Source organism: Paenibacillus sp. FW126-R14 (genome assembly GCF_058789495.1).
This window is the reverse complement of record NZ_JBYTBS010000020.1, coordinates 62,495-78,126: the sequence shown is the minus strand read 5'-3', so window position 1 is coordinate 78,126 and position 15,632 is coordinate 62,495. Positions and strand designations below refer to the sequence as shown.

Sequence of the window (15,632 nt, the reverse complement as noted above, 5' to 3'; positions counted from 1 at the left end):
CGACAAAAAAAGCCCACCGGGGATGCGGCAGGCATAAAATTAGTGCAGAAAGGCACTCGAATTCTCTACGCTGGCATTACCCAGATCAGATTAACGGTCAGCGGCATAGGGCCACTATCTCAGCCTGACTTCATCAAGCACCCGTGTTGCTATTCATTTGGCTTAACTGTAGCGGATTCACCGATATTTGGCAATGCTTTTTTTCAAACTTATTTTTCAATCAAATGCTGCAAATCCTTCGTTAAACCGTTCAGTTGGCTGATGCTGTCAACAATATCTTCCACCCGCTTCTGCTGAACTTCAGCGCTGGCCAATACTTGCTGCACCGAAGCGGCGGATTGTTCGGTAATCGCTGCGACGGACGTCATTTCCTCGGCTACCTTTTGAGAGGATAGCTGCAATTGCTGGTTCATGCGCTGCAAATTCTCCGCTTGCTCCATGACTTCAATCGTGTTCGTGTTAATGACTTCGAACAAGTGATCGACGCTATCCGCTGATTTTTTCCCCGATTCCACGGCCGTTTTGCCAACTGCCACCTTATTTACAGCTGTTTCAACTTTAAGTTGAATGGATCCTAAAATCTCGGAGATGTCTGTAGAAGCCACATGCGCATTTAGCGCAAGCTTGCGAATCTCGCCGGCCACAACCGAAAAGCCTCTGCCATGCTCTCCTGCCCGCGCGGCCTCGATGGAAGCATTGAGCGACAGAAGATTCGTTTGATTGGCGATATCGGCAATCGTTGTTACGATATTTCCGATTTTCACGTTTTCCTCGTTGACTTCATTCATGATGTCGGACGTTTCGGTCACGATAACGGTAATGTCATTGATTTTGTGCGAAAGATCTTCCATTTGGCTTTTGCCTTCATGCGTAATCCGGGCCGTATCCCGGGATCTGCTGCTCATCGTATTCGATGCGGAAGAAGTCTCCTCCACCGTCTCGTTCACTTCTTGGATCGCAGTCGTGATATCCGTAATAGAAGTTGCTTGAGATTCAATGCCGATAGAAATTTGTTGAAAAGCAGCCACGACTTCTTCCGTAATTCTGCCGGTGACGGACGCATTTTCGTGCAGCGCAGTACTGGAAGTGCCCAGCACCTCTGTTGTCGTACGAACGCCTGCCAGGGCCTCCTCCGTCTTGATCCGCAGCGCCTCGGATTCCTTTACATTCTGGACTACCCGCATCAACAACCGGGTCCCGACCTGACCTTGGCCGATAAGCGTAATAATGGTCAGTACGTAAAAAACATTGATCATCGTATAATCAACAGGAACGGATAGAGTCGAATTGAAATAGTTCAAATTGACCAGCCCCACCACGCCATTCAGCACCAGCGGCCGATAATCCATATACAAGGAAACAATAGCCAAGCTTAAATATAAGATTAGCATTCCTGACACTGAGGTATTATGTAACATGAAAAAATAAGAAATCACATTAACACCTATGGCAATGACATACCGGGTGGAAGTGATTGCAACTTTTTTCCAAACCATCAGCGTACAAACCAGTGCGATAGGCGCTCCGAAAGTCAGCAGCAACACAACTAGTTCCAAGGACCTAAACGATGCCCCCATTCCAAGCGCCAAACATGCCCACAACAACTTGACCATTAATCCGTTTCTTCTATGATGCTCTAACATCTGAGCAGTCATGGGTCATCCCTCCTATTTTATCTACAAAATTAGACAATTCTTCTCATCATTCAACGTCCGGGAAAAAACTCCTCCTTTTTACGCGGGAAACAATCTTTGCACACAATTTGATTTCTGGCCTCCACCAATACTACAATGTGTAGTGTACGAAAGATTTTAATCATAAAGGAGCTCATACCAAATGGACCATTCCACGATGCAGAACGGACCGGATGTTGTTGCTATTTTGCTTTACATAGGACTAGCCCTTTTCATTATGGCTGTCATCGGCTATATCCTTGCCGCGAAAACGAATAAAGCGAACACGAGCAAGCTGAAGAAAGCGGAAAAACAGGCGCTGCAAAAAAAGCAGAAAACGTGGCTGCTGCTCTCCCATACACTTGTAATTCTGGCGGTTTGTTCTTTGGGCACTTCCCTGATTCAGTTCTCGTCCAACAAATATAGCGTCGAAAAGCTTAACTATAATGCCCCTATCCAGGTCACGACGGATAAAGATTACGGGCGCGGCCATGACGAAGGCATGCTGACGTATGAGATGAAAATCCCGACCTCAGGCACGCATAGTCCGCATGACCTGAAGTTCGGCTTTTACAAAGAAAGACCGACTTATGCCATGCTTGTCCATAATTTAGAACACGGCGATATTATTATCTATTACCATCCCGATGCACCCAAAGAGTTGCTGGACCGGCTCAACGATTTAAGCCGTTTCAAGAAAGCGGGCGCCGGTGTGCTGGCTGTGCCGAATCCCGATGTGCCCGGTGATATGGAGGTTGTCGTCACCGCCTGGACCAAAACGATGCAGCTTCCCAAGTTTGACGAAGCCAGCGTAGGCACCTTCATCTATCAGAACATCGACAAAGGTCCTGAACAAATCCCGTCCGAAGTTCGGCGTGGCGGAGGTACGATGTAAATTCCGGGTCGCTAGAAATGGCTGCTCCTTACTTGCGCACCGTTTCGCGGTCGGATACCAAATCTGTCGGCACCAAGCCGGTTAGCCGTCTGAAAACACGATAAAAATAAGACGGGTCATTGTACCCGATAAAATCCGATATTTCCGTCACGGTAAGCGCCGAATGCTTGAGCATGTAGACGGCCGTTTTGATCCTCGCGGCATGTACGAATTCGCTGATCGTCTGACCGGTCACTTTGCGAAACAGAGTGGCCGCATAGTTCGGCGATCTGCTGATGCAAGCCCCGAGCTCATCCTTGGTGACATGCTCCCGGTAATGGTTCTGGATGTAAAGCTTCATGTTCTCCACCAACTGGAGCGTAGCGCTCGTCGCGGCTTCATGATCCCATTCCCGATGAAGATAAACGAACAGCTCTGTTAACAGCGCCTCGCACAGCGTCTGATAGTAGGGCTGTTTGTCCTGCCATTGCTGGTGGATGTGGCGCAGCCGGTCAACAATGAGTTCATATTTGCTTGTGATCCGGCTTGCGGCACTTAGCTGCCTAAGCAGCGGAAATGACTCTTGAACTGCTCCCGGCACAAACTGCATCACATATTTTTCGTGCAGCATCGTGGGAACGCTTCTTCCGTAATAGGGAATGCCGCCCGGGATGAGCAGCCACTGCCCTTTCTCCAGCACATGCTTCTTCTCATCGATCCAATAGACACAGCGGCCGTAAGTGACCAGCACGAGCGTCCAATCCTGGCATCCTTTCTGTGCTTCTCCATACCAATTGCTGCTTTTATCATACGTATAGCTCGTTACCTTCATCTTCCATCACCTACATACCATAGTACATATAGCATACTATATTTCATGGAACTTTGTCGAAATAAGGCATATAATGAAGCCAAATTTGATTCGCCCAATACGAAAGGAAGGTCTGAACAATGCGTAAAACGAAAATCATTTGCACCATGGGTCCTGCTTGCGATTCCGTCCCGACACTAAAGGAGTTAATTCGCTCCGGTATGAGCGTTGCCCGGCTAAATATGGCCCATGGCGATTTGGATGAGCACCGGGGACGCATTCAGCGCGTCCGTCAAGCGGCTCAGGAGCTGGGGGTTGTCGTTCCGATTCTGATGGATATCAAAGGACCGGAAATCCGCATCGGCCAACTGAAAGATGCTTCTTATGATTTGAAAAGCGGTGACCGCATCGTCCTGACGACGGAACAAATCATCGGAGACAGCAGCCGCGTTTCCGTGAATTACCCCGGTCTGCCGCAGGATGTGCAGCCAGGCAACCTCGTCCTCATCGATGACGGCTCCATTGAGCTTCGTGTTGAAGCGATCGGCGGTACGGAAGTGATCTGCAGCGTCCTCAACCAGAGCGTTCTGAAACAGCGGAAAGGCGTTAACTTGCCAGGCGTACGCACATCGCTGCCGGGTGTAACCGAGCGGGATGTCATGCACATTAAATTCGGCATCGAAGAAAACATCTCCATCATCGCGATGTCCTTCGTTCGTAACGGGAACGATGTTCAGGAAGTTCGCGGCATTTTGGAGCAGCACGGCGCAGGGAATACGCCGATTATTTCAAAAATTGAGAACGAAGAAGGCATGACCAACTTCTCTTCCATTCTTGAAGCTTCCGATGGCATCATGGTCGCGCGCGGCGATCTTGGCGTGGAAATTCCGACGGAGGAAGTTCCGATCGCGCAAAAAGACATGATTCGCGCCTGTAATCTGGCCGGCAAGCCGGTTATTACAGCGACGCAAATGCTTGATTCGATGCAGCGGAATCCGCGTCCGACGCGCGCTGAAGTGAGCGACGTCGCGAACGCCGTGCTTGACGGCAGCGACATGGTCATGCTGTCCGGCGAGACGGCCGCAGGCAAATATCCCGTCGAGGCCGTGACGATGATGGCGACGATTGCCGAGCGCGCAGAGCAAACGATGGAGCGCAGCTCCTTGATCGACTCCCAGCTGCAATCGAACAACGAAGTGACGGAAGTGCTGTGCCAAGCGGTTGTAACGTCAGCGAACAAGCTGAACGCTGCGGCGATCCTGACGCCGACGGAGAGCGGCTTCACCGCCCGGATGATCGCCAAGTATCGTCCGGAGGCGCCGATTATCGCGGTAACATCCAATGAGTACGCGATTAACCTCCTCAGCATGGTACAAGGTGTAATCCCGATCCATGGCGAGTTCTGTGAATCGACCGATGCGATGATTCGCTCGGCCATTGGACATGCGGAAACGCTCGGCTATGTGAAAAAAGGCGACCTTACCGTCGTTTCCGCCGGCGTCCCGGTCGGGAAATCGGGCACGACCAACCTGTTGAAGGTTGAGCGGGTTTAGGCGGTTGGTTTGAAGCGAGGCTATCCCCAGTCATTTCTATGACTTGCGGGATAGCCTTTTGTGTTGTTAAATCGAACGTTAGCATTTACAGTAAATGTTGCGCGAAGACTACGTTGTTGGCTACTCTTATAGGGCAGACTATTAAAGCTGGACGCTTTTACATCGTTTTAAACATCGCACTTAACAGGAGGCACCGAAGCTATGATCATCCGACTCGGATTCGTATCGATTGCGCTAGCGATTTTCAATAATACCCCCAGCTCGACCTTTACATATAAATTGTTTTCAGAGCGTCCTCGCGAGGAGGCTCTCCAGCGCGCAATCGCCATCGGACGCAAAAACCTCGAAGCTGCGCAGCGCATCCTGTATTACAATGCCGCTCACGGCATTCGCTTATTTCGTCTCTCGTCGTCACTCATTCCGCTGGCTACTCACCCCGACGTGCTAATTGACGTGGCCGGCGAATATAAAGACGAGCTCAAAAAGCTCGGCGACTTCGCCAAAGCGCAGAACATTCGCCTGAGCATGCATCCGAACCAGTTCACACTGCTGAACGGAAGCGACTCTGTCGTGGCGGCCGCGATTCAGGATCTGCGCTACCACGCGGCGATTCTCGACGGGATGGGGCTGGATGAATCGGCGATTATCAATATCCATGTAGGCGGCGTGTACGGAGACAAGATAGCCGCGACGGAGCGGCTTTTTGCGAAGATCCCGGAGGTTCCGGATCATATCATGCGGAGGCTCACCTTCGAGAATGATGACAAAACCTACACGCTGGAGGAAACTCTTGCCGTGAGCCAGCGGCTGCAGCGTCCCTGCATGCTCGATTTGCATCATGATTGGTGCAACCCCTCGCAAGCGACGCCACAGGAGCTGCTTCCTGAGATTGCGAAAACATGGGGCGATATCCCCATGAAAATCCATGTTTCATCTCCAAAGTCCCCAAAGGATACGAAGGAATTTCGCTCTCATGCCGACTACATTGAGCCGGAACAGCTCCTCGCTTTTTTGAAAAGCTGCAAGGAAGCAGGTCTTGAACGGGTCGATGTCATGATTGAGGCGAAGATGAAGGATCTTTCTTTGTTCCGGCTGGCCGAACAGTTAGGTAAGGTCCGCGGCATCAAGAGGATCGATGGCGGTGTTTTGGAGTGGTAGTTATATCGTGTGCCGCGTTTTATTTTCGTGATATCAGAGAACTACAGTGCTCTATTTGAGCAAAATGAGGGATTTTAGGCGGTTGAGCCACCTACAGGGTCTTATTTATGATTAAAAGCTCGATGTAAAGTTAATATTGGCAATATAGAGGACTGCAGTTCCCTCCAATAGGCGGAATCATTGTTTTCGCTGAATATAGTAGATCCTAGTTCCCTTGTGACTTCCCCCTCAGCCAGACCTCACCTCATTCAACGAATCGTCTTATCCTTGTTGTCCTGCGGAGCCGTGTGCCTATGTTCCTGGCTCCTCACATGCTTCAATGCGTTGATTTCTCCTCCGATAATAATGAGCAGCGCGGAAATATAGAACCAAGTCATGAGCACGATGATCCCCCCGACACTGCCGTAAGTGGCGCTATAATTTGTAAAATTATTAACGTAGAAGGAAAAGCCCAGCCCTGTCCCCTGCCAACCGAGGGAGGCGAACAAGGCGCCGGGAAGCACGCTTTTACACGTTAAGCAGGTGTTAGGAGCAATGTAATAAATGCCTGTGAAAACAATAAACAAGATGATGAAGTTTGCAATCCAGCGCAGGTTGTTCCAAATGTTGACTGTGCCCGCAGCCATACGGACATGCGCTTGCAGCCAGTCCCCGATCCAATGCCCGAACACGCTCAGCAGCAGCGCGGATGCAATGACAATGAGCATGCCTAAAGTCAGCATGACAGCCAAAAAGCGCGAATGTATGAAGCTTTTGCGCTCAGGCAGGCCGTAAGCTTTGTTCACGGCAATCACGATGGCGTTCATCGCGGCGCTGGCGCTCACCAGGGCGAAGATTAACCCGAAGGACAGCGTCCCTCCCCTTTTTACATCGAGCAGATTGCTCAAGGTGTCCTCAAGCCAGCTGGAGACAGCGCCAGGGATGTAATCTTTGATCAGCGCTACGACATCGTCCGAAGAGAAAGGCAGATACCCGAGCAAGCTTAGAATAAAGAGCAGGAACGGAAACAGCGACAGCAGAAAATAGTACGCGCACTGCGCGGCCAGCCCGGTAGCATCGTGCTTTTGGAATTGCTGCCAGAGCAATTTTAAGTTAGATAGAACCATAAAGAGAGTTATCCTTTCATTGCTCAAGAATTGTGATAAAATAGGTAGTTCAGTTATGCAAGGAACAGGTGATAATCAATGAATTCTCTTTCTATTTACCCTACTCCATCAGGCTCTAAACCTACCTTTGAGCAAAAGGTTCCGCATGCGCAGATGGCTCGCTTAACGAATAGTTCGGATTTTGTGACGAATGAGGATCGGGATGCTTCTTTTTTTCGCGATTTGGAACGTCACCGGATTATGCTGAATGAAGCGCAAGTACAGGCTGTGCGCCACTTTAAGGGGCCTCTTCTCACATTAGCGGGAGCAGGTTCAGGGAAAACGACGGTCTTGGTGTGCCGGGTCGCTTATTTGCTGTGCGTTCAGAGGGTGCATCCGTCTAATGTGCTGCTGATTACTTTTTCGAAAAAAGCCGCCGAAGAAATGCGGGAACGTCTCGCTTCTCTGCCGGGTCTTGATACAAGTATTACCCACTCCATGCAGGTGAGGACTTTTCATGCGTTTTGTTTGCGTTTGCTGCGTATGAACGGGTTCAATCAAGAAATTTTGAGCGACGGCCGCTATCAGCAAATTGTGTTCAAGCGCATTATGCTGAGTATGGGGCTTCAAGATGCTTATCAGCCCGAGGTGCTTATTGCTCTCCTTTCCTCCTATAAAATGCAGATGATCGAAGTCAGCGAACTTCCCGAGAATACGGAAGAAGATCAAGAGATGAAACGAATTTTTCTGCAATATGAGCAGTGGAAAATGGAACAGATGAAGATCGATTTCGATGATATTTTGATCCTCGCGCATCAGTTGTTGCAGCAAAACGCAGACATTCTGCGCTCGCTGGAGCGAAAGTTTGCTTATATCAGCGTCGACGAGTTTCAGGATACAAACACAGTGCAGTATGAAATTATTAAAATGATTGCGCGAAATCATCAAAATTTGATGGTTGTCGGCGATGACGATCAGACGATTTATTCTTTTAACGGCGCGCGGAACGAATTTATTTTACAATTCCACAAGCAGTATCCCACAGCGGCAACGGTCACACTCGATATCAACTATCGCTCCACTTCGAGCATTGTCGGACTGGGGAATGCCATCATCAAGCATAACGTGCAGCGCAAAAACAAGACCCTGCTGGCCACCAAGCAAAGTGAAACGAAACCGCTGTATGTCAGGCCTGCAACCAGCGACGATGAGGCCGATTGGTTGATCAACGATATCCGGGTCAAAGTCGCCGAGGGTGATTATTCGTATGGGGATTTCGCTATCTTGTACCGGACGCAAAGCAACAGCAGGGCGATTATTGAGCAGTTGATTCTGCATAATTTGCCGTTTGTCGACTATGGCAGCAGCGATTCCTTCTATGAACAGTGGATGGTAAAGCCGATTATCGATCATCTCCGGATTGCCCATGAACGCCGCAATTTCGAAGCGATCGAGGGTGTCCTCCCCTCATTATATATCGGACGAGACCAAGGCATGCGCATCATTCAAGAGCAGGAAGCGATTCAGGCCAAAAAGTGGCCGCTCATCCACCTGCTCGGCTTGCCGCAGCTGAAGGATTTTCAGAAGGAAAAGATAAAAAGCCGCATCCGGCTTATCAAATCGCTTGTCGAAATGAAACCTCTGGAAGCCATCCAAGCGATCCGCAAGGACTTCTATGATGCTTTTCTGGAGACAAACAAACGCAGCAAGCTTACGCATCACCGGGAAATGCTGAAGGAGACGCTGGACGAGCTAGAGTCCTCTGCCAAGCGTTTCGATTCGGTGGAGCAGTTCCTTTATTTTATCCATGAAGTCGCAGAAAAACGCACGGAGATGAGCGCCCTGCAAAAAGGCCATGCCGCGAACCGAATCTCGCTCATGACCATCCACAAATCGAAGGGCCTCGAGTTCAATGTGGTCTACTTGCTCTGTGCGATTGAGGGCAATATGCCGCACAGCTCGGCACTGGAGGCGAACCAGCTGAACGATGTTCAGCTGGCAGGCGTTACCGCGCGCGACAAGACGGCCGCCGCTCTGGAGGAAGAACGGCGGCTCGCTTACGTCGCCGTCACGCGCGCCAAGGCCGAGCTGCTGATCAGCTCGCCGGCGTACTATCGCGGGAAGAAGGCGGAGCCTTCCCGCTTCCTGCTGTCCGCGTTCTCTGACGCGGACAGCTCTGGCAGCCGCAAGCCTGCGGCGGCTGTGGCCGTGAAGGCAGCCGCGCCGAGGGCGGCTGCCGCTGCGAAGCCCCCCGCGACGGAGCTGGTCGCGGCGTGGGTCTGCAACCAGGCCGGCTGCAAGGCCTGGTCGCGCATTTCTTCGCCGCAGGAATCGCGGCGAACGGCGAAGCCGTGCCCCTTGTGCGGCGGGGCCATGGTCAAGGGCAGCAGGCTCGTTCCGCCTGCCCGGTAACGCGGCTGCTTGCTCGACAGGCTGAGCAAGCAGCCTTCAAAGCTTCTCGCCGCAGGAACTAAGGGAAAGCCTCCATCAAAAAAAAGACGAAGCAGTCAAAAAACCGCTTCGTCTTTTTTGCATTTATACAAGCTCCTTCAACGCTTGAAGGGCCGCATCGTAATTCGGATGCTCCTTCATTTCCGTTAAATACTCTACATAGCGAACGGTATTGTTCGCATCCAAGATGAAGATCGCCCGTTGATCCAGCTGAATCTCTTTAATCAACACGCCATATGCTTGCCCGAAAGCGCGATTTTTGTAATCGGACAGCGTGATGACTTTGTCGATACCGGCAGCACCGCAGAACCGGCTTTGCGCAAAAGGAAGATCGACTGAGATCGTCAGGATGACCACGTCATCCCCAAGCTTATCGGCTTCCACATTGAAACGGCGCGTCTGCGCATCGCAAGTCCCTGTGTCCACCGAAGGAACAACGGAAATCAGCTTCACTTTGCCTGCATAATCCGACAAGCTGACTTCTGTCAGAAGATCCTTGTTCACCTTGAAATCAGGCGCTTGATCGCCCACCTTAATCTCAGGTCCCAGCAGGGTTACCGGGTTCCCCCCAACGGTTGCTACTCCTGTACGCTCTTGTATTTGTGTCATTGAAAATGCCTCCTAAATAGGTTTTGTAAGTTGTTTTCGTTTATATGTTAAAAAGGTTAGCTCGAACTCGCCGGCTGGATTAAGCCTGCTCGATTACGGCTTTAAGCTTTTCTTTGGACTGCACGCCGACAAGCTGGTCAACGACTTGCCCGTCTTTGAAAACGAGCAGGGTCGGAATGCTCATAACGTTATATTTGGCAGCAGACTCAGGGTTATCGTCTACATTGATTTTTACGATTTTCGCTTTTTCACCGATCTCGGCTGAAAGTTCATCCAAAATCGGAGCGATCATTTTACAAGGTCCGCACCAAGGTGCCCAGAAATCGACGAGTACGGTGCCCGCTTTAGTCTCATTTTGAAACGTTGCATCGGAAATTTGGTTAACTGACATAGCTGATTCCTCCTAGAAAATGATTGTTATCTGATGTTGCCTTACCTTAAGCATGCTGTTCAGAAATAAACCGTTCCGCATCCAGTGCTGCCATACAACCGCTGCCTGCCGATGTAATCGCTTGGCGATAGATACGGTCCTGCACGTCGCCGCAGGCGAATACGCCAGGCACCGCTGTTTGGGACGTTCCCGGAATCACCTGCAGATAGCCAAGCTCATCGGTTGGCAGCTGACCGCCCAAGAAGCCGGTGTTCGGCGTATGTCCAATGGCTAGAAAAATTCCGTCCGCCTCCAGCAGCTCTTCCTCGCCTGTCTCGTTGTTGAGCACTTTCAGTCCGCTTACGCCCATAGGTCCGGCTGCTACTTCAAGCGGCGTGCGGTTTAAACTCCAGGCAACTTTGTCATTGCCGCGGGCGTGATCCTGCATGATTTTCGACGCCTTCAATTCCTCGCGACGGTGCACGACACGCACTTCCGATGCGAACCGGGTCAAGAACTGCGCTTCCTCCATCGCGGTATCCCCGCCGCCAATCACGATAATTTTTTTATTTCTGAAGAAAAATCCGTCGCAAGTGGCACAGGTGCTGACACCCCTGCCGATATTCTCCGTTTCGCCCGGGATACCCAGCTTTTTGGCCGAGGCCCCAGTGGAAATAATGAGCGAGTCAGCTGTCAACTGACCCCCACCCTCTAGAAACAAAGTAAATGGCCGTTTCGACATATCGACTTCCGTCACCCGGCCGGACTGGATCGCAGCACCAAAGCGCAGCGCCTGTTTCCTCATGTTGTCCATCAGCTCTGGCCCCATAATGCCATCCGGAAAGCCAGGAAAGTTATCCACTTCGGTTGTCGTCGTTAACTGGCCTCCTGGTTGAGTGCCTTCAATGATAAGTGGAGCGATATTCGCTCTTGCCAAATAAATAGCAGCCGTTAATCCGGCCGGTCCCGTTCCGATAATGATCGCTTTGTGGTGCATAGAAGTGCCTCCTTTTGAAGGTGCTTAGAATCATTTATTTGTTTTAATCGTCATGCTCATTACATTTTATTTTTAGCAAATTAATTTGACACAATCTTTATGAGTGAATCATATCAAATTCATTTAAGTTTGTCAACAATTATATTGTACGCAATATATTCGAAGGCATAGACTCACTTCCAGAATCCCCCTATGCATTCATTAAACATTCAGTTAGCCTTCATGTGGGCTTCAGACTCCGTTGGCATAATAGAAGCATGTCATCCAGTGAGACACAAACTGAAAGGAGCAATTATGAAAAATACACATAAATCATCAAATCGCACGTGGAAATGGGTGTCGGCTTTCTTGGTTCTCAGCCTTGTCGCTTATATCGCCTTTTTCCCTCCGACTAAGAAAACAGCTCAGATGCCGGTAGAACCTGTAGCCAAAGTCAACGGCGTCACGATCAACTCCAACCAGTTGTATACAGCCATGCTGGCCAGCGGTGGCGAGCAGACGCTTGATTCCATGATTTCCGAAGAGCTCATTAACCAGGAGGGACAAAAAGCCGGGATTCAAGTCACCGACGACGATATTAATAAAGAAATAGATTCCGTTAAAGGCTCCTATGGTTCGGATGCTGAGTTTCAGCAGGCCCTTACTTCCTATGGAATGACTTTAGACGACCTAAAGAAAAGCATGAAATCCCAAGTGCTCTTGAAAAAGATTTTAGCGCCTCAAGTCAAGATTACCGATGACGATATCAAAAAATACTACGATGAAAATCTGGAAACCTTGAAGGTGCCGGAGCAAGTGCAGGCTTCTCATATCTCGGTTGCAACGAAAGAAGAAGCGGATGCCATTCTGGCCCAGTTGAAAAATAGCGGCGACTTTGCCGCAATCGCCAAAGACAAATCGCTGGACACGGCAACCAAGGACAACGGCGGTTCTCTTGGCTACATTTCGAAAGGAAGCAGAGACGAAGCGTTCGATACCGCGGCCTTCGCTTTAAAAGCAGGCGAGACCAGCGGTGCTGTGAAGACAAGCTCAGGCTATGACATCATTAAAGTGACGGACCACAAAGCAGCATATACTCCTACCATGGAGGAGAAAAAAGAGGATATTACGGCAGCAATCACCAACCAGCAGTTGGCCACTCTTTCAAACTCATGGCTGCAGGACAAAAAGTCCCAATCCACGATTGAGAACTATTTAAAGAAAGCCTGATACATGGCTTCGGCATACCCAGGGCCGCCCTCGAGTAGAAAATCTACTTGGGGGCGGCCCTTTGGGTCATTCTATGGTGAACGAGTTTTCATTTCATCCAGACTTTTGAACTGATACCCCTGACTTCGGGCATCGTCAATAATTTTGGCAAGCGCCTCCGTGTTGTCTTTGGATACGGAATGCAGCAAAATCACCGCGCCCGGATGCAGCTGCGCCATCACATTTTTGTAGGCATACTCCCAGCCCTTCTGCTGCTTGGGTTCCCAGTCGCGGTACGCAATGGACCAGAATACGTTCGTATAGCCAAGCTGACGGCTGACGGCCAATGATTGACCATTGAAGATGCCCCGCGGCGTGCGCAAATAATGCATCTCCTTCTGCCCTGTAACGGCGCTGACGCCGTCTCTGACTTGGTCGAGCTCTTTCTTAATGCGCTCCGCCGAAATTTGGCTCATATCCGGATGGCTCCATGAATGGTTGCCGATCAAATGGCCCTCTGCCGCCATGCGCTTCAGCAGTTCAGGCTCGGTTTTGATGTAATGCCCGGTGACAAAGAAGATGGCAGGCACTTGTTTTTCTTTTAGCACATCCAAAATTTTACCGGTATACCCCTGCTCGTACCCGTTATCGAACGTCAGGTACAGCTCTTTGACAGCAAGATCGCCTGTAAAAATAGCCCCGTGCTGCTTCAACAAGCTTTTGAAGCCTTCTTCATCAATGGATGGGCGCTGTCCGTTGACACTTTTTTTGAAGCCGAAATGATAAGACCCGTCAGCGGATACGAGCGTGGCCTGTCCGAGCAGCATCGCCAGCACGACGGTAAGGATACGGATGTAATTCACGGGTGCAGATTCACTCCTTGCCTTCTGTGGTTTGGTAAAGCCTACATAGACTAGACTTTTACTAATATGCCTCAGGAAAGACAAGAGTAGGCGTGCATGTAGCAGGGTAATATTGGATATCAATGTTTCGGATAACGACTTATGCATAAGCCGCACTTCTTTCACGTGGTGTAAATGCCGTAATTGTTGTCCCCGCCGCTGATCCGGCTCCTCATTCCGATTCCATCGTAACGACCGCTTGTTCTTCAGCTTCCAGTAGTTCTTCATCGCTGAAATGAATAGCTTCCAGCCTCATGAGAAGGAATTGGATATATATTTTGTGCAGGATGGATAGTTCATTTTTTTCCGCTTTCACCAGCAGCCAGCCATAAGATTTCCCGTTTCTGTCCAGCAGCATCTGGACGAACATAGCTTCTAACTCACCTGTAGGAGAAGGCAATTTGGTGTACATTTTCTGACGGCGCGGTGACGTATTCTGCTTCATATAGTTAGTGAAATAAGTACGCTTCCAGTTCTGCACTTTCTCGCTCTGCCCGGCGCTTTCCATACAAAGAATGACTTCCCGCTCATCCAAAACTTTCTTAAGCATCGCTTCCATGTAACGGACGATTCCTTGCTTCACCGGTTGCCGCGCCATAAAACGCGACGAAGAAATCATCACCAGCTTCCGGTACTGTTTACGCACACCTTGCAAGGTATATTGCGCAAAACTTATTAAGGAGAAGTAGGCCAGCACGACAAAGCTATAATCGAAATGGTCCAGAAGATACTTGTACGCAGGCCCCTCAGCATACAGAGCGAAGATAGCCGGAAGGAGAAACGCATAGCCGAGGCAGATCGGATAATACTTTCGCCATGTCACAAACCGCTTGATCATGAAAAGTCCGGTAAAACAATAGATTAAAAAAGGGGAAGACAGCCCTCCTGTCAACCAGAGCAGATAAATCCCAAAACCAATATCAAACGAAGCTGCTGCAATTGCTGCCGATCTATTCATTTTAAATACATATAACAGGCTGTAGGACGTGTGAAAAAGAACCGCAGCCAACAACAGCCCCGGCGTAACGCTCCCCGAATTGGTATAAATCAAAAGTCCCGTCAACAGCAGTACCCATCTGCTCCCAAAAAATAAATACAAGCCCGATCTGTAGGATAAAAGCATGCTGAACGACTCCTAAACTTTATGAATTCTTAGTGGTCTTTCGACCATTTTTGATATACAATGAAGCAGTTAACAATAGTCATAGGCACAAAGAACTAGTCATTTATACCCATTCACAGTATATCATAGATCGCATCAGTTTGGAGGGACCCGATAGATGAATCTGATTATCCTTGATGACCATCCGCTTGTTCGCAAAGGCATTTGTACGATTGTTTCATCCGGTCGATCCATAAATATTGTTGGGGAGGCTGCGAATTCGAAGGAAGCGCTGCGACTTTTGAATCAGACACACCCCGATCTTGTGCTCGTAGATTTGAACTTGGGGAATGAGAATGGCTTAGACTTTATACGGGAAGCCCGGAGGGCGGGACATTCTTGTAAATATATGATTTTAACGTCATCGATCACGCAAAATGAGATACAGCTCGCACAATCCATGGAGATTGAAGGCCTCTGCTTAAAAGAAGCGTTTCCCGAAGATTTGTTGTATGCGATTGAAGTTGTAGCCTGCGGTCGCAAGTACTACGATCCTGTGTTAATGGGCACCATGATGTCCCATCGAACAGGCCGAGAAAAACAAGAGCTGTCCGAGCTCACTCCCAAAGAACTTGAAGTGCTGATGTCGCTCGGCAAAGGCCGCTCCAACAAAGAAATCGCAAGCGCTCTTTACATCACTGAGTTCACCGTTAAAAATCACGTAAGTCAGGTTCTGGCCAAGCTAGAACTGGCGGATCGCACGCAGGCCGCCTTATATGCTTTATCCAAAGGATTGGTTCAATTCGAATTGCAGCATTAATAGAGCTGTCCCAAAGCGATCTTGCTATCAAGATGATCC

At 49.7% G+C, this 15,632-nt stretch carries 14 protein-coding genes and 1 riboswitch; of the genes, 6 read left to right on the top strand and 8 right to left on the bottom strand.

Going from position 1 to position 15,632, the window contains the following annotated elements:
* Positions 1 to 45: 45 nt before the first annotated feature.
* A riboswitch (TPP riboswitch) is annotated at positions 46 to 155 on the bottom strand.
* A 54-nt stretch (positions 156 to 209) separates the two neighbouring features.
* Positions 210 to 1,655, bottom strand: a complete 1,446-nt coding sequence (locus AC3WRW_RS14890) for a methyl-accepting chemotaxis protein (RefSeq protein ID WP_492547091.1) — start codon at positions 1,653 to 1,655, stop codon at positions 210 to 212.
* A 181-nt stretch (positions 1,656 to 1,836) separates the two neighbouring features.
* Here AC3WRW_RS14890 and AC3WRW_RS14885 point away from each other — a divergent pair, with 181 nt between their 5' ends.
* On the top strand, positions 1,837 to 2,568 hold the full coding sequence (locus AC3WRW_RS14885) for a DUF3105 domain-containing protein (protein WP_492547090.1): 732 nt from the start codon (positions 1,837 to 1,839) through the stop codon (positions 2,566 to 2,568).
* Positions 2,569 to 2,596: 28 nt separating this feature from the next.
* Here the strand turns inward: AC3WRW_RS14885 and AC3WRW_RS14880 are convergent, their stop codons facing one another.
* Entirely contained in the window at positions 2,597 to 3,379 is a 783-nt protein-coding gene (locus AC3WRW_RS14880) for a helix-turn-helix domain-containing protein (RefSeq protein WP_492547089.1), read from the bottom strand.
* A 119-nt stretch (positions 3,380 to 3,498) separates the two neighbouring features.
* On the opposite strand from AC3WRW_RS14880, the gene pyk reads away from it, so the two are divergent.
* Together pyk and uvsE are read left to right on the top strand one after the other, a co-directional pair.
* Positions 3,499 to 4,911 (top strand): pyruvate kinase, encoded by a 1,413-nt coding sequence (gene pyk / locus AC3WRW_RS14875; RefSeq protein ID WP_492547088.1) that lies wholly within the window; start codon positions 3,499 to 3,501, stop codon positions 4,909 to 4,911.
* 201 nt (positions 4,912 to 5,112) lie between these two features.
* Positions 5,113 to 6,069 carry a UV DNA damage repair endonuclease UvsE gene (gene uvsE, locus AC3WRW_RS14870; RefSeq protein ID WP_492547087.1) on the top strand — a complete coding sequence of 319 codons (957 nt, stop codon included), beginning with the start codon at positions 5,113 to 5,115 and terminating at the stop codon, positions 6,067 to 6,069.
* 248 nt (positions 6,070 to 6,317) lie between these two features.
* Here uvsE and AC3WRW_RS14865 read toward each other — a convergent pair whose 3' ends face one another.
* On the bottom strand, positions 6,318 to 7,175 hold the full coding sequence (locus AC3WRW_RS14865) for a YihY/virulence factor BrkB family protein (RefSeq protein WP_492547086.1): 858 nt from the start codon (positions 7,173 to 7,175) through the stop codon (positions 6,318 to 6,320).
* 183 nt (positions 7,176 to 7,358) lie between these two features.
* On the opposite strand from AC3WRW_RS14865, the gene AC3WRW_RS14860 reads away from it, so the two are divergent.
* On the top strand, positions 7,359 to 9,566 hold the full coding sequence (locus AC3WRW_RS14860) for a UvrD-helicase domain-containing protein (protein WP_492547085.1): 2,208 nt from the start codon (positions 7,359 to 7,361) through the stop codon (positions 9,564 to 9,566).
* A 123-nt stretch (positions 9,567 to 9,689) separates the two neighbouring features.
* On the opposite strand, the gene tpx is transcribed toward AC3WRW_RS14860, so the two are convergent.
* From tpx to trxB, 3 genes are all read right to left on the bottom strand, one after another.
* Positions 9,690 to 10,214 carry a thiol peroxidase gene (gene tpx, locus AC3WRW_RS14855; protein ID WP_492547084.1) on the bottom strand — a complete coding sequence of 175 codons (525 nt, stop codon included), beginning with the start codon at positions 10,212 to 10,214 and terminating at the stop codon, positions 9,690 to 9,692.
* A 79-nt stretch (positions 10,215 to 10,293) separates the two neighbouring features.
* Positions 10,294 to 10,605: a thioredoxin gene (gene trxA, locus AC3WRW_RS14850; protein WP_171684665.1), complete on the bottom strand. Its 312-nt coding sequence runs from the start codon at positions 10,603 to 10,605 to the stop codon at positions 10,294 to 10,296.
* Between the two features lie 46 nt (positions 10,606 to 10,651).
* Positions 10,652 to 11,581 carry a thioredoxin-disulfide reductase gene (gene trxB / locus AC3WRW_RS14845; RefSeq protein ID WP_492547083.1) on the bottom strand — a complete coding sequence of 310 codons (930 nt, stop codon included), beginning with the start codon at positions 11,579 to 11,581 and terminating at the stop codon, positions 10,652 to 10,654.
* Between the two features lie 294 nt (positions 11,582 to 11,875).
* Here trxB and AC3WRW_RS14840 point away from each other — a divergent pair, with 294 nt between their 5' ends.
* Positions 11,876 to 12,790, top strand: a complete 915-nt coding sequence (locus tag AC3WRW_RS14840; RefSeq protein WP_492547082.1) for a peptidyl-prolyl cis-trans isomerase — start codon at positions 11,876 to 11,878, stop codon at positions 12,788 to 12,790.
* A 71-nt stretch (positions 12,791 to 12,861) separates the two neighbouring features.
* Here the strand turns inward: AC3WRW_RS14840 and pdaA are convergent, their stop codons facing one another.
* Positions 12,862 to 13,596, bottom strand: a complete 735-nt coding sequence (gene pdaA, locus AC3WRW_RS14835; RefSeq protein WP_492547123.1) for a delta-lactam-biosynthetic de-N-acetylase — start codon at positions 13,594 to 13,596, stop codon at positions 12,862 to 12,864.
* Between the two features lie 247 nt (positions 13,597 to 13,843).
* A complete protein-coding gene (locus AC3WRW_RS14830; RefSeq protein ID WP_492547081.1) occupies positions 13,844 to 14,794 on the bottom strand; it encodes a hypothetical protein in 951 nt (316 codons plus the stop codon).
* A 157-nt stretch (positions 14,795 to 14,951) separates the two neighbouring features.
* On the opposite strand from AC3WRW_RS14830, the gene AC3WRW_RS14825 reads away from it, so the two are divergent.
* The gene (locus AC3WRW_RS14825) at positions 14,952 to 15,593 is read left to right on the top strand and encodes a response regulator (protein WP_492547080.1); all 642 of its coding nucleotides are present in this window, start codon (positions 14,952 to 14,954) and stop codon (positions 15,591 to 15,593) included.
* Positions 15,594 to 15,632 lie beyond the last annotated feature (39 nt).

Bases quoted from the DNA above. Each gene is read 5' to 3' on its own strand.
- AC3WRW_RS14890 (WP_492547091.1), bottom strand. From the start codon at position 1,655: ATGACTGCTCAGATGTTAGAGCATCATAGAAGAAACGGATTAATGGTC.
- AC3WRW_RS14885 (WP_492547090.1), top strand. From the start codon at position 1,837: ATGGACCATTCCACGATGCAGAACGGACCGGATGTTGTTGCTATTTTG.
- AC3WRW_RS14880 (WP_492547089.1), bottom strand. From the start codon at position 3,379: ATGAAGGTAACGAGCTATACGTATGATAAAAGCAGCAATTGGTATGGA.
- pyk (WP_492547088.1), top strand. From the start codon at position 3,499: ATGCGTAAAACGAAAATCATTTGCACCATGGGTCCTGCTTGCGATTCC.
- uvsE (WP_492547087.1), top strand. From the start codon at position 5,113: ATGATCATCCGACTCGGATTCGTATCGATTGCGCTAGCGATTTTCAAT.
- AC3WRW_RS14865 (WP_492547086.1), bottom strand. From the start codon at position 7,175: ATGGTTCTATCTAACTTAAAATTGCTCTGGCAGCAATTCCAAAAGCAC.
- tpx (WP_492547084.1), bottom strand. From the start codon at position 10,214: ATGACACAAATACAAGAGCGTACAGGAGTAGCAACCGTTGGGGGGAAC.
- trxA (WP_171684665.1), bottom strand. From the start codon at position 10,605: ATGTCAGTTAACCAAATTTCCGATGCAACGTTTCAAAATGAGACTAAA.
- trxB (WP_492547083.1), bottom strand. From the start codon at position 11,581: ATGCACCACAAAGCGATCATTATCGGAACGGGACCGGCCGGATTAACG.
- AC3WRW_RS14840 (WP_492547082.1), top strand. From the start codon at position 11,876: ATGAAAAATACACATAAATCATCAAATCGCACGTGGAAATGGGTGTCG.
- pdaA (WP_492547123.1), bottom strand. From the start codon at position 13,596: ATGCTGCTCGGACAGGCCACGCTCGTATCCGCTGACGGGTCTTATCAT.
- AC3WRW_RS14830 (WP_492547081.1), bottom strand. From the start codon at position 14,794: ATGCTTTTATCCTACAGATCGGGCTTGTATTTATTTTTTGGGAGCAGA.
- AC3WRW_RS14825 (WP_492547080.1), top strand. From the start codon at position 14,952: ATGAATCTGATTATCCTTGATGACCATCCGCTTGTTCGCAAAGGCATT.